The organism is Aestuariivirga sp. (genome assembly GCF_037139295.1).
Lineage (GTDB): Bacteria > Pseudomonadota > Alphaproteobacteria > Rhizobiales > Aestuariivirgaceae > Aestuariivirga.
In genome coordinates this window covers 1-12,777 of record NZ_JBAXGR010000036.1, presented here as the reverse complement: position 1 = coordinate 12,777, position 12,777 = coordinate 1, and the positions used below count along the sequence as shown (strand labels likewise).

Here is a 12,777-nt window from a genome sequence, read left to right as displayed (position 1 = left end):
TCAGCTCACTTTCACGGGCTTGCCGGTCTGCCAGGACTCGGTTGCGGCATCGGCCAGTTTCTGGGCCTGCAACCCGTCATGGCCCGAGGGTGCAACGGGCTTGGAGTTGGTCACGGCGTCGATGAAGGTGAGCACTTCGTTGGCATAGGCCTGGCCGTAGCGCTCGGTGAAGAAGTTGAGGATCGGGTCCTCGTGGAAGCCCTCGGCATTGGCCACTTCCACCGTGGTGTTGTGGACGTTGCCGGCGCGCAGCATGCCCTTCGAACCATGCACCTCGATGCGCTGGTCGTAGCCATAGGTGGCGCGGCGCGAATTGGTGATGACGGCGATCTTGCCCGACTCCGTCTGCATCTGCACGGCGGCGGTGTCGCAATCGCCTTCGTCACCGATGGCCTTGTCGACGAGGGCGGCACCCAGCGCCTGCACCGTGACGAACTCCTCTCCCACCAGGAAGCGTGCCAGATCAAGGTCATGGATCATCATGTCGCGGAAGATGCCGCCGGAGCTCTTCACGTAGGACGCGGGCGGCGGGGCCGGGTCGCGGCTGATGATGGTGGCCATTTCGACATTGCCGATGGCGCCGTCGCGCAGGCGCTTCTGGAGGGTGGCGAAGTTGGGGTCGAAGCGGCGGTTGAAGCCGATCATCAGGGTGGTCTTGTTCTTGGCGACCGTCTTCAGGCATTCCTCGATGCGGGCGACCGAGAGGCTGACCGGCTTCTCGCACAGCACGGCCTTGCCGGCATTGGAGCCGGCCTCGATCTGCTCGGCATGGAAGGGGGTGGGGGTGGCGATCAGGATGGCGTCAACGTCCTTCGCCTTGATGATGTCCTCGACGCTCGCGACCTTGGCACCGACCTCTGCCGCGAGGTCCTCCGCTGCCTTTGGCATGGCGTCCGCCAGATAGGCAACCTTGGCCTTGCCGGAGGCGGCAATCGTTCTTGCGTGCACCTTGCCGATGCGGCCAGCACCCAGGACTCCAAAACGCAGCATTCAATGTCTCCTCAAATCAGTGAAACTCAGTGTTCAGCCTCCGAGCGACAGGCGCCCTTCTGCTTACGTAATGTCAACGAGGACCTTTCCGCCCTCAACCTTGACTGGATAGGTGCGGAGATTGACACAGACCGGTGCGCCCAGCGCCTGGCCGCTCTTGTAGTCGAAGCGCCCATTATGCTTGGGGCACTCAATCACGTTATCCATGACCAGTCCATCCGCCAGATGGATCTTCTCGTGAGTGCAAAGACCATCCGTGGCATAGAACGCGTCTTCCGGAGACCGGTAGATCGCGAAGGTACGTCCTTCGAAATCGAAGCGCGTTACGTCCTCGAGGGGGACTTCGTCCGCGCTGCATACATCAACCCATTTTGACATGACGTCCTCGTTCATTTCCGCTTCTTGGGGCCACCCGCTTCCTTGGCGAGCCGGGTTTTGAAGGTATCCATCTCCTTCTTGGGAGCGGAAACGATGTAGGGAGCGTCCGGCCAGGCGCCGGTCTGAACTTCGCCCACCCAGGACTTGAAGGCCTGGACGCGCATCTTCTGGATGCGGTCAAATTCCTTCGCGAGATTGGCATATTGCTTCGAGTGACGCGGCACGTGTCCCGTGTTGGTGCCCAGCACGTCGCAGGCGAACAGATATTGGCAATCACCACCCTTGCCGCCACCCATGGACACCATAAACAGCGAGGTGCGAGCAGAGATCGCCGCGGTGACTTCCGGCGGTACCACCTCGATCTCGACGCCGAAGGCTCCAGCCTCCTCGTAAAGCTTGCACATCTCCCAGACATGCATGGCCTGGTCAGCCGTCTTGCCTACAGCCTTGAAGCCACCCGTCCAGGTGCACTTCGAGGGGATGAGACCGACGTGGCCAATCACCGGCACCGCCTCGTCAGCGAGACGCCTCACAACCGGGAAGGAGGCGGCGCAATAGACGGCATCAGCCCCGGCATTGACCATCTGGAAGGCCCAGCGAAGGATGTCGTCGGAGGTACCCATTTCGTAGAGGGGCTTGCCCGGAATGGCGAAGAGCGACGGAGCCACGTCACGGAAGTGCTTCTGGATGAGCATCTCGGGCGGGACCGAGACCATGTCGATGCCGGCCTCTTCGGCGGCAGCGAGTTCCTCCCAGTTTTCCACTCGCATCATGGTGTACTGGTACTTGCCCTTGTTGGCACGAACATCGGCGATAGTGGGGCGCTTGCGCGGCATGTGGCTTCTCCTCAAAATTCCTGGGGCTTGTAGTCGCTGGGATCAGACGGCATCACAGCGTTCAGCAATTCGACAGACCGGCGGACACCCTCCTCGCGGCCAAGCATCACATCTTCATGTTCGATCGACAGCCAGCCGTCGTATCCGACCATGCGGAGGCGATAGCAGAAGTCCTTCCACCAGCTTTCACCATTACCATAGCCCAGCGTGATGTAGCTCCAGGCACGAGCCGGGATGTCCACAAGAGATCCGTTCTCGAGACGGCTGGTGGTGGCACACACAGGCTTGTTGATGAAGGTGTCCTTGGCGTGGGTGTGGTAGATCGCCGGGCCAAGTGCATCGATGGCAGCCAGCGGATCGGCCCCCATCCACATGAGATGCGAGGGGTCGAAGTTCGCTCCCACCATGTTGCCCACCTCCTTGCGCAGGCGCAGCAGGGTTGGAACGTTGTAGACGAGCTGGTTGCCATGAAGCTCGACCGCGAGCTTCTTCACGCCATGCGCCTGGGCAAAGGCGACCAGCGTCGACCAGTAGGGCAGCAGGCGGTCTTCCCATTGGTACTTGAGGATGGTCTGCGTTTCGGGCGGCCACGACGAGATCACCCAGTTCGGCATCTTGTCACCGGGTGCGCCTTCAGGAAGGCCCGACATCAGCACGACAGTCTCGACACCCAGCAGACCGGCCAGCCGAATTGTGTCATGCAAGGCCGTCGACTGCTTGTCACCCTCGGTGGGATGCAGCTGGTTGCCGTTGGCATTCAGAGCGATGATTTCGAGGCCGTGAGACTTTACCGCAGCCTGCATCGTTCGGCAGGCAGCGGTGCTGGCCAGAAGATCGCCGATCTTCATGTGCGGAGCCGATGTCCAGTTCGCAGCGTTGAACTCTACACCCTCGATGCCGAGCCCCGCCGCGGTCTCGAGCATCTTGTCAAAGCCCAGATGCCCGAGTGAGTCGGTTACCATTCCAATCTTCATGTGCGGTCCTCATAGAGCTTGGGCTTCGCCACCGGAGCGACGGCAGCGGGAGCGCCTTTTTCGAGCGACTGGACTCCAGCTTCGGCAACCAGCGTGGCTGCATAGCCATCCCAGGCGCTGGCACCTGCCGGCTTTCCCGTGGAGATGGACTTGAGCCAGGCTGCATTCTGGCGGCGGTAGGCCTCGGCAAAGCGAGGACGCCAGTCGGCCGGGTAGGAGGTGGCTGCCTGGAGGTCCACGTGAATCTCGCTCGCGACGGGCGACCTGAGGAAGACCGATCCCTTCTCGCCGATGAGCTCGCCGCGCACGTCATAGCCATAGGCGGCGTTGTTGTTGATCTCGACGTTCACCAGCTGGCCAGACCGCGTGCTGAGCACCATGAAGACGGGTGAACCGACCTTGGAAGGATCACTGAACCTGGGGCGAAACACGGAAATCGTCTCGTATTCGGCATCGAGTACGAAACGGGCGATGTCGAACTCATGCGGGGCCGAATTGGTGATGGCCATCTGCCCGGTGAAATTGGCAGGAGCCGAGACGTTGCGGTGGAAATTGTGCATCATCACCGCGCTACCGATGCGTCCGGCCCTCAGCGCATCCTTCATCTCGACATAGGACGGATCGAAGCGCCGCATGAAGCCGATCTGGACCAGCCGCCGTCCGAGCTTCGTCTCCGCCGCCATGACGTCCAGGCATTCGACCGAATCCTGAGACAGGGGCTTTTCGCAGAGGACGGGCTTTCCAGCTTCGACGCAGGCCTTGCTCAGCGGTGCGTGGGTGTGATCGGGACTGGCGATCAGCACGGCATCGACCGACTTGTCGGAGATCACAGCAAGGGGATCAGCACTCACATGCGCTGCCCCCGCCTCGTCGGCGATCTTCCGGGCGCGGGCACCATCTGCGTCGCAGACCGTGTGCAGCGTGACGCCCGGCAGTTCGAGCGCGAGGATCCGCGCATGATCTGCCCCCATGATGCCTGCCCCGATCAGGCCAACCCGTATCGTCATGTCTTTCCTCGATTGAATGTCAGATTGTGAAAGCTTCCCGGAATGCCTGAAGTGCCACCTCGGCGTCTCCCGACGCGAAGGCCTCCATGCACACCGGCCCGCTGTAGCCCATCGCCTTCAAGGCGCGGGCCACCCCGTGATAGTTGATCTCGCCGGTCCCAGGCTCCATGCGCCCGGGGACGTCCGCCACCTGGATCTCGCCAATCCAAGGCAGGCTCTTCCGGCACCAGGAGATCAGGTTCCCTTCGCCGATCTGCACATGGTAGAGATCGAGATTGAGAACGAGCGACTTGCGGTCAATTGAGGACACGAGTGCCAACGTGTCCTCGATCCGTGCGAACGGCACGCCCGGGTGGTCCACGGCCAGGTTCAAGTTCTCGATCATGAAGGTGACGCCGTGCCTGTCGCCCAGATCGGCGATCCGGTTCAACGTGTCGCGCGCCTTGAGCCACATGGCACCCGTGACAACTTCACAAGGTATTACCGGCAGTCCTCGGTCGCCGAGGCCTGTGCCATGGAGGTTCAGACGCGCCACGTTCAGACGCTTGCTCACTTCCACCGATTGCGCCGCTGTCGCGAGGAGTTCTGCAGCACCCTCTTCGTCCCCCAGCCGACCACGAATGTAGCCGGTCATCGACGAGAACACGGCGCCAGACCTCTCCAGCATCCCCAGGTCGTGCGATGTCCAGTTCCAGATGCCGCACTGGAACCCCAGTTCTGTAAGGCGCCTGAGGCGCCATTCGAAGGGCTTTTCTTGCCAGAGCATCTCGGCGCAGGCGGCGAGCGTGAAGGGTGAAGTCATTTCGTAAACTCTAAGGTTTTCTGTGCCCTGGCGGGCGCGGGCGTGAATAAAAAGGGAAGCGGCCGGAAGACCCTGGCGAGACCGCTTCCAGGGGGAGGTCAGGTGTGGGTAGGTGGAGGGTGCCCGTCATGTGTTGCCATGTAGCCTTCGATCTGGGACTCGAGATCGGCCATCGTCTCACCACCAGCCATGAGATCCGTGATCTGCTCGCGGCTCTTCTCGCCCCGACGGAAGTCGGCGGCGACCGCGCCACGGATCAATACTGCGAAGTGGTCACCCACAGCCATCGCGTGCATGACCTGATGGGTGATGAAGATGACGGCAAGTCCACGCCGCTTTGCCTCATTGACGATACGAAGGACGTGGGCAGCCTGCTTCACGCCCAACGCTGCGGTAGGCTCATCGAGAATGAGGACGCGGGCTCCGAAATGCACGGCTCGCGCAATCGCCAGCGACTGTCTTTCGCCACCGGACAGGCCGCCAACGAGCCGGTCTCCATCGTCGATGCGAGTGATACCGAAACTCTGGAGAGCATTGATGGCAATGTGATTGGCCTTCTTGCGGTCGAAGACCTTGAAGGGGCCCCAGCCCTTGGTGGGCTCGACACCCACAAAGAAGGATCGGCCGATCGACATCAGGGGGAAGGTGCCACCAAACTGGTGCACAGTGGCAATGCCCTTCTCGGATGCATCCCTCGGCGTATCGAAGCGAACCGCCTGACCATCCATCAGGATCTCGCCGGACGTCGGGATATAGACGCCCGACATGATCTTGATGAGCGTCGACTTGCCAGCACCATTGTCGCCAAGAAGACACAAAACCTCGCCCGCGCGCACCTGGAGGGTGATGTCATGCAGGACGTCGATGGGTCCAAAGGACTTGTTGACGTTGCGAAGCTCAAGGATGGGTGATGTCGATGACCCGGTCATGCTTGAAGTCCTCACACTTTCTTGGGGCTGTAGGCCAAAGCCTTTTTGCGGAAATACTCGTTCATCAGCATAGCGAGCACCAAGGTGGTGCCGATGATCAGATTCGCCCAGTTTGGATTGATGGCCGTGAACGAGATACCCTTGTTCACGATGGCAAAGGTGAGCGTGCCAATGAAGATTCCCGTCACCGAGCCAAATCCACCGGTCAGCAGCACGCCGCCGACCACGACGCTGGCAATGACGTTGAAGATGTAGCTCATGCCGCCCGACACTTGCGTCGTGTTGAACTGGATGGCACCGCACATACCTACAAAGCATGCTGCCATTGCTGACATGATGAAGAGCGCGATCGTCATTTTCGTCGTCGGCACACCGGCATTGCGCGCCGAGTTCCGGTCTCCGCCCAGAGCGAAGATCCAGTTTCCGTAGCGTGTCTTGTGCAGAAAGAAGCCGAAGGCCAGGGCCATCACGACCCACCAGACAATGACGACCTGGTGGCTGTTCCCGATCAGATGACCAAAGAGAAATTTAGCCCAATCAGGGGATTTGAGGGGAATGCTGGCATTGCCCGCGAGGCTCATCGCACCCCACAGAACGACGCCCTGCATGATCGTCAGGGTGCCAAGCGTGATGAGGAGGGACGGAACCTTCGTGCGCGTAGTCAGCAGGCCGTTGATAAGACCGACTATGGCACCCAGTCCCAAGGACCCGAGAATGCCGACTTCGATCGGAAGGCCATAAGTGCCAGAAAGGAGTGCGATCGTGATCGCGCCCGCGGGGATCATGGCGCCAAATGAAATGTCGATTTCGCCCGCAATCATCAGGAGTCCGACGGGCAGCGCGATTATTCCGAGATTGGCTGCGAAATTGAGCCAGCTCGCGGCCGCTCCCAGTTCCAGAAGATTGGCACGCCCGACGATAACGTAGAACGCCACGACGGCGATCAAACTCAGCACTGCCGCAGCGGCTGGGCCTCGCAATAATTTGCGTATAAGCTCCATTCCCTGCCTCACTTCGACTTGCTGAAAAAGATCTGGATGAAGTTGCGGAAGCTGTCGTTCGTCAGCACCGCGAGCAGGAACATTGCACCAATGACGATCGACACGAGGTTCGTGTCGAGGCCGGAATAGAAGACACCCTGCGTTACGACAGAGAAGATGATCGTGCCGAGCACGACGCCAAGAACTGATCCGGCACCGCCGGTCAGTGCGACGCCGCCAATCGCCACGCACATGATTGAATTGAAGATGAATGTGCTACCGGCAGCCACCTGGGCATTGCTGTTGGCGATGATCTGCAGCACCCCGACGAATGCGGACGCAAGACCCGAGAGCATGTAGAGCTGGATTGTCAGCCTATCCGTCGGAATGCCGGCATTGCGCGCACTTTCCCGGTCACCACCCATTGCGAAGACGCCATTCCCCCATGGGCTGACGTGCAGGAGGTAGTAAAACGCTGCAGCGATGGCCAGCCACCAGAAGATGCCGACGCGGAACATGCCGCCGAGTGCCTCACCAAAGATGAGCTTGGTCACGGGATCGGCGACGAGAAAGACGCCCGTTGAACCCTTGATCCAGACCGTCAGTCCCAGCGCGAGGCCCATTGTGCCGAACATCGTTCCAATGGTGATGATCAGGGACGGAACGGATGTCCGCGTTACGAGCAGGCCATTCACGAAGCCCACCAGCAGACCCACGGCGAGGCCCCCGGCGATTCCGACAACGATGGGCATGCCAAAATGATTGCTGATCAGCGCAACCGCGAGGCTTGAGGCGGGAACAACGGCCCCCACCGAAATATCGAGGTAACCTGCAATCATGAGCAGGCTGACCGGCAAGGCAATGATGCCGACTTCTGCCGCAACGTTCAGCCAGCTCGACCAGCCGGATGGTCCAATGAACTTTTCGCCACCAAGAACCGCGAAGATGATGTAGACGGTGATCAGCCCCAGAAAGATTCCGGCTTCGGGACGCCGCAAGAGCTGCCCCAAACGCCCGCTCCTGGCGGATATGGTGTCTGCCATGGATCCTCACTCTGCCGATCTGCAGCTTACAGCAAATGCGCTTGCGGTCGAGAAAGGCCGCCCGGCTCTGCCGGACGGCCTGCTACTCGTCACCTACCTTAGCGGGTGCCTTCCTTCGCACCGGCCATCGTGGCGTCGATGGTCGTCGAGTCGACAACACCCGGGCCGGTCAGGATTTCGCGCGTGGCGATCGTCAGACCATAATTGATGAAGCCATTGAGGATCGACACGGCATAGAAGCCCTGCTGGTAGCCCTGCTGATCAATGGCGCAGGCCTGTTTGCCTTCCTTGATCTGGTTCAGGATGCCTTCGTCGAAGTTGATGCCGCAGAACTTCACTTTGCCGTCCATGCCAGCCGCAGAAATGCCCTGGGCGACGCCGATGGCGTCAAGGTTGGCGGTGGTGAAGGCGGCATCCGTGTCGGGATGGCTGGCCAGATAGGCCTTGAAGGCTTCAGAGACAGCACCAACGTTGCCTTCGGCGGTTGCCGGAAGCGGGAGTACGTCGTAGGTAGCGCCGTTCTTCTCGAGGCCTTCCTTGAAGCCCTTGCAGTAGTCTTCGATGTTGGCGGCACCCGGCAGGGAGTTGATGCAAACGCCCTTCTTGGCACCGGCCTTGGCAAGATACTCGCCACCGGCGACGCCTGCCTTGTAGTCGATGGCACCTACGTAGTTGAGAGCGCCGAGGCGATCAGCGGCCTGAATGCCACCGGCGTTGTAAATAACGAGCGGGATCTTGGCATCCTTCACCGCCTTGAAGGCCGGATCCATCGCGTCGGGAACCCAGTCGGGGCCGACAACGCCGGTTGCACCCTGAGCGATGGCCTGGCGGATCAGTTCGGCAGCGTCAACGCCGAGATTATCGTAGTTCTGCGGGCCGAGCCAGGTCACCGAACCGCCCTGGGCTTCGACGACCTTCGCCGCATCTTCCGCTCCACGCTTGACGATCCCCCAGAACGGATCGTCGGGCTTGCCACCGATCACGAAAATCTTGGCACCGGCGAAGGCCGTCGTGGCGGACATCGCCATGACTGCGGCAGTCGCCATCAGAACCAGTGTCTTGGTAAGCTTCATTGTCTTCCTCCCATGTTATCCGTCGCGGTGACGGGGTTTGAAAAATGTTCAGGCACTGCTCGCGTTCTTTGCGTTCATCCGCGCTACCTTCTTTTGATAGCGAGCATCCATTCGGGCTTGGGCTTCCTTGCTACCGTCGTGCCAATAGCCAAACCACTTATCGAGGGGGATCAGGCCGTCGCCGCCGTAGTTCACCTCGAAATACTTGTGGTGCAGGTAGTGAAGGTAGGCATGCGTCGTGAGTGGCTTGTCCTCGGTGAGCTCCAGCGTATCGAACCCGATGTGACCGTTGAGCGCTCCGTAGCCTGCGAGATGCAGCTGGTAGAGGGCGATGAAGGGATTCGAGGGAAGCACTAGGTGCCACCACACCACGCCGTGATAGAGGAAGGTCTCGATCGGGTGCATCGAAAGCGATGACCAGGGCGACGGATTGATCGAGTTGTGGTGAATGGAGTGGATCCACTTGTAGAGGATCGGCACGTGGATGAGCCGGTGAATGAAGAAAAAGTTCACCTCGTGGATCGCCGGCGTCATGAACAGCATGAACAGCAGCCAGTAAGGATGATCAGCCGGGTTCAGCCACCACACGTAATTGTTGGCGAAGCACCAGAGCATGAGCACTTCGACGAGCGTCCAGAACACGATCCCGGAGAGATAGCTCCTCAGGAAGTTGTCAATGTTCTGGCTCTTGAACCAGAAGACGTCGGAAGGCTGCTCAGCCGGGAACTTGGCATTGTATTTGAAGCGCGTGCCCTGCTTGCGCTTCCAGTAATAGAAGAACTCCACCGAGCCATACATGATGAAGATGCCGATCGAGTTGACGGCATAGAGCCACAGGGCCCAGCCCCAACTGAGCGTCTTCATCGTCTCCCAGTCCGGGAGGAGGAAGTTCCAGTAAATGAGTGTGACGGCCATGTGGAAGGCGTTCCACGGCCAGATGTAGTCGATGAGGAACTTGCCCCAGGCCCTCAGATCAAGCGGCTTGGACCAGAAGAACGCGATCTGGGGATGAGCATTGGGCGCCCAGTCGCCGCGCTTGTTCCGAGTTCCGAACTTGAGGTCATCCATCGTCTGGAAATCCAGTATGTCAATGCGTATCAATTGACATGATAGAATGTTTGACTCAACATCACTTAGGTTGGAACGGAAATTTCATTTCTTTTGTTTCACAAAATCCGCTAATTGAGACAAAACATCTCATGGAGAATGTGTCAAATGCCACGCCCCACCATCCGAGACGTCGCCCGTGAGGCAAATGTTTCAGTCTCGACGGTGAACCGGGTCCTCTCCGGCGCTGAGGCAGTGAAGATTGAGACGATTCAGGCGGTTAGGGAGGCTGCCGAGCGGATCGGCTACTATGGTGTGGGCACCATAAAGGCCCAGATCGCGTCACGCCGATCCAAGCTGAAGTTCGGTTTCGTACTGCATCAACCGAACCGCACCTTCTACAAGATGCTGGGAACAGCGCTCACCGAGGCGTCCCGCGCGATCGAGGAGCATGACATCGAGGTCGAGGTCGTCTTTGCACAGGATCTCTCACCGCAATTCATCGGCGGCAAGGTGCTGGAACTCGGCGAGACGTGCCAGGCGGTGGGGGTCGTATCGGCCGTCCACCCTGTCGTGACGCAGGCTGTCACCACCCTCGAGGAGAAGGACGTGGCCGTGTTTGCGCTGATCTCGCAGCTCTCCGCGACCGGAAACGTCAATTACGTGGGTCTCGATAACTGGAAGGTGGGACGGACATCAGCCTGGGCCTTCCACAACATCTGCAAACAGCCGGGCAAGATCGGCATCCTCGTCGGCAACCACCGCTACCGCTGCCAGGAAATGAACGAGAGCGGCTTCCGGTCCTACTTCCGAGAATACGCTCCCGAGTTCCAACTCCTCGAACCTATCTCGACTTTCGAGACGAGCGCCGTGGCCGAGGAGATGACGGAAAGGCTCCTGAACGCCAACCCTGACCTGACCGGGCTCTATATCTCAGGCGGCGGCATCTCGGGCGCGATGAACGCAATTCGGACTTGCCGTAGATCAGGAAGCCTGGTGTCCGTGGGTTACGAGCTCATGGACAACACGCGCGCGGCTCTTCTCGATGGGACGCTGAGCCTGGTGATCTCGCATCCCCTGCAGCGCCTAGCGCGCGAAACGATCGACAGCATGATCAGGGCTGCTACAGATCCCAACCGCAACGCCCGCCAGACCGTGATCCTGCCGTTCGACATCCACACACGAGAGAATATCTGAGCTGCTAAAGGATGGTTGCGGGAGTTAGACCTCTATCATTTTCTGCGCGCATTTGCGATCCGACTGAGGGAGCTTCAGCTCGTTGGGCACCTGCCGAAGCTTTGTGGCGCAGCACGAACAGCCGCAGAAGGCGATCCAACGGGTCCGAGGCTTCTTGCGCTTGAAGTGCATTGGCATCTCCTCTTCTGAGGTTGTCAGGCTTGGGGAATTAACTGGAGATGATCCTGAGTAACTCAGGATCAGCCATGTGCCGTGGACCGCTCAGCGATCGTCCGAGGTGTCCGACAGGCGATCCGCCGCCTTCTTGGGATCGAAGTGGTAGTAGTGGCGGTCGATCATGGGCAGGCTGGTGCCCATGTTGGCGCCCAGCTCTGCCGGGCTGACGCGGCCCGACGTCACCAGCAGCGTCGCGTAGGTGTGGCGGAAGCTGTAGATGCCGCGCTTGCGGCCAGTTACCGGGTCCTGAAGCAGCCCGGCGGCGGTAAGCACACGGCGCACGCCGCTGTCGAAGCCAGCGATGCGGCTCCCATCGGGCAGGCTCATCACGAAGTCATCGGGACCGGCAGTGGGGCAGCGCTGCTGGCGACGGCGGAGGATGAACTCGGCGTTCTGCATGGGCACGGTCTCCCTGGGACCCGTCTTGCCCGTGACCCGCAGCTGGACCAGGGGCACGCCCTTGGCAGAGGTGAAGAACTCCACGTCCCGCCAGCAGACACCGCTCCACTGACCCGTGCGCTCGTCCTTCTTGCTCAGCTCATTCTCCCTGAAGCCACCGGCCATCAGCAGCAGGATGAAGTCCTGGATCGCCTCGCGCCGCCAGCGCTCGCGCTCCTTGATGTGATTGGCACCCACCCAGCCATCCAGGAACCGCTCCAGCTGCTGGCATTCAGCCTGGGTGAAGGGCCGATGGGCATGCCGCTTGGCCTCGCTCTTGCGCTGGACCTCGTTCTTGATCTCCGGGATCTGCTGAACGGTGACCCAGCGCTGGTTCTTGGCATGGTTGAAGATACCCCGGAGGACCGTGTTCTCCGTGTTGACGGTGCCGGTGCGCGGGGCCTTGATGCCCCGGGGCAGGGGCTTCTGGATCAGGAGGCCGCCACGCTCATATTCGATATGGGTGATCTTGCTGCCCGGTCCCTTGATCCAGTAGTCCCGCCGCCAGCTGCGGTACTGGGCGATATCCGGCTCCCGGATCTCATCGATCGACTTCTCCCCGAAGAACGGCTTCAGGTACCTATCCACGATGGGGGTGTAGTCGATCACGTTGCGCTGCTTCCGCAGCCCAGCATCTGCTTCCGCCTTAAGCTCCTTAAGCCACGCATCCGCCGCCTGGTTGAAGCTCACGGCCCTGGCGCTGAGACCCATGCGCTCCCGGAGCCGGGCCTCGTCATACATCACCATGGCCCGCTCCCGCGCCACGGCCTCATCCATGGTGCCCAGGCTTTTCTGGACGCGACTACCGTCGCCGAGCTTGAAGGCGACCTGCCAGTAGGGGCTTTCGAGGCGGTTGAACACGGTCAC

The 12,777-nt window shown here is 60.4% G+C and carries 13 protein-coding genes; 1 reads left to right on the top strand and 12 read right to left on the bottom strand.

What is annotated here, in order from left to right:
• From iolG to WCJ41_RS11175, 11 genes are all read right to left on the bottom strand, one after another.
• Complete coding sequence (iolG, locus tag WCJ41_RS11125) at positions 1–990, bottom strand: inositol 2-dehydrogenase (RefSeq protein ID WP_336905923.1); 990 nt, start codon at positions 988–990, stop codon at positions 1–3.
• Positions 991–1,053: 63 nt separating this feature from the next.
• On the bottom strand, positions 1,054–1,368 hold the full coding sequence (locus tag WCJ41_RS11130; protein ID WP_336905926.1) for a MocE family 2Fe-2S type ferredoxin: 315 nt from the start codon (positions 1,366–1,368) through the stop codon (positions 1,054–1,056).
• A gap of 11 nt (positions 1,369–1,379) precedes the next feature.
• A complete protein-coding gene (locus tag WCJ41_RS11135) occupies positions 1,380–2,204 on the bottom strand; it encodes a 3-methyl-2-oxobutanoate hydroxymethyltransferase (protein ID WP_336905922.1) in 825 nt (274 codons plus the stop codon).
• A gap of 11 nt (positions 2,205–2,215) precedes the next feature.
• Positions 2,216–3,178 (bottom strand): sugar phosphate isomerase/epimerase, encoded by a 963-nt coding sequence (locus WCJ41_RS11140; protein ID WP_336905921.1) that lies wholly within the window; start codon positions 3,176–3,178, stop codon positions 2,216–2,218.
• On the bottom strand, positions 3,175–4,185 hold the full coding sequence (locus tag WCJ41_RS11145; RefSeq protein WP_336905920.1) for a Gfo/Idh/MocA family oxidoreductase: 1,011 nt from the start codon (positions 4,183–4,185) through the stop codon (positions 3,175–3,177). The genes WCJ41_RS11140 and WCJ41_RS11145 overlap by 4 nt, the downstream gene beginning before the upstream one ends.
• A 19-nt stretch (positions 4,186–4,204) precedes the next feature.
• Positions 4,205–4,987, bottom strand: a complete 783-nt coding sequence (locus WCJ41_RS11150; RefSeq protein ID WP_336905919.1) for a TIM barrel protein — start codon at positions 4,985–4,987, stop codon at positions 4,205–4,207.
• Positions 4,988–5,085: 98 nt separating this feature from the next.
• Positions 5,086–5,916 carry an ATP-binding cassette domain-containing protein gene (locus tag WCJ41_RS11155; protein ID WP_336905918.1) on the bottom strand — a complete coding sequence of 277 codons (831 nt, stop codon included), beginning with the start codon at positions 5,914–5,916 and terminating at the stop codon, positions 5,086–5,088.
• Positions 5,917–5,927: 11 nt separating this feature from the next.
• Complete coding sequence (locus WCJ41_RS11160; RefSeq protein ID WP_336905917.1) at positions 5,928–6,917, bottom strand: ABC transporter permease; 990 nt, start codon at positions 6,915–6,917, stop codon at positions 5,928–5,930.
• An 8-nt stretch (positions 6,918–6,925) separates the two neighbouring features.
• Positions 6,926–7,939, bottom strand: coding sequence for an ABC transporter permease (locus WCJ41_RS11165; protein WP_336905916.1), 1,014 nt, complete (start codon positions 7,937–7,939; stop codon positions 6,926–6,928).
• 98 nt (positions 7,940–8,037) lie between these two features.
• On the bottom strand, positions 8,038–9,012 hold the full coding sequence (locus WCJ41_RS11170; RefSeq protein WP_336905915.1) for a sugar ABC transporter substrate-binding protein: 975 nt from the start codon (positions 9,010–9,012) through the stop codon (positions 8,038–8,040).
• Positions 9,013–9,060: 48 nt separating this feature from the next.
• Positions 9,061–10,080 (bottom strand): sterol desaturase family protein, encoded by a 1,020-nt coding sequence (locus tag WCJ41_RS11175; RefSeq protein WP_336905914.1) that lies wholly within the window; start codon positions 10,078–10,080, stop codon positions 9,061–9,063.
• A 147-nt stretch (positions 10,081–10,227) separates the two neighbouring features.
• On the opposite strand from WCJ41_RS11175, the gene WCJ41_RS11180 reads away from it, so the two are divergent.
• Positions 10,228–11,256, top strand: a complete 1,029-nt coding sequence (locus tag WCJ41_RS11180; protein ID WP_336905913.1) for a LacI family DNA-binding transcriptional regulator — start codon at positions 10,228–10,230, stop codon at positions 11,254–11,256.
• A gap of 261 nt (positions 11,257–11,517) precedes the next feature.
• Here WCJ41_RS11180 and WCJ41_RS11185 read toward each other — a convergent pair.
• Positions 11,518–12,777, bottom strand: a 1,260-nt coding sequence (locus tag WCJ41_RS11185; RefSeq protein ID WP_336905912.1) for a hypothetical protein, incomplete at its 5' end; no start/stop codon positions are given.

Coding starts and splice junctions, on each gene's coding strand:
- WCJ41_RS11165 (WP_336905916.1), bottom strand. CDS start 7,939: ATGGCAGACACCATATCCGCCAGGAGCGGGCGTTTGGGGCAGCTCTTG.
- iolG (WP_336905923.1), bottom strand. CDS start 990: ATGCTGCGTTTTGGAGTCCTGGGTGCTGGCCGCATCGGCAAGGTGCAC.
- WCJ41_RS11155 (WP_336905918.1), bottom strand. CDS start 5,916: ATGACCGGGTCATCGACATCACCCATCCTTGAGCTTCGCAACGTCAAC.
- WCJ41_RS11160 (WP_336905917.1), bottom strand. CDS start 6,917: ATGGAGCTTATACGCAAATTATTGCGAGGCCCAGCCGCTGCGGCAGTG.
- WCJ41_RS11145 (WP_336905920.1), bottom strand. CDS start 4,185: ATGACGATACGGGTTGGCCTGATCGGGGCAGGCATCATGGGGGCAGAT.
- WCJ41_RS11175 (WP_336905914.1), bottom strand. CDS start 10,080: ATGGATGACCTCAAGTTCGGAACTCGGAACAAGCGCGGCGACTGGGCG.
- WCJ41_RS11150 (WP_336905919.1), bottom strand. CDS start 4,987: ATGACTTCACCCTTCACGCTCGCCGCCTGCGCCGAGATGCTCTGGCAA.
- WCJ41_RS11140 (WP_336905921.1), bottom strand. CDS start 3,178: ATGAAGATTGGAATGGTAACCGACTCACTCGGGCATCTGGGCTTTGAC.
- WCJ41_RS11170 (WP_336905915.1), bottom strand. CDS start 9,012: ATGAAGCTTACCAAGACACTGGTTCTGATGGCGACTGCCGCAGTCATG.
- WCJ41_RS11135 (WP_336905922.1), bottom strand. CDS start 2,204: ATGCCGCGCAAGCGCCCCACTATCGCCGATGTTCGTGCCAACAAGGGC.
- WCJ41_RS11180 (WP_336905913.1), top strand. CDS start 10,228: ATGCCACGCCCCACCATCCGAGACGTCGCCCGTGAGGCAAATGTTTCA.
- WCJ41_RS11130 (WP_336905926.1), bottom strand. CDS start 1,368: ATGTCAAAATGGGTTGATGTATGCAGCGCGGACGAAGTCCCCCTCGAG.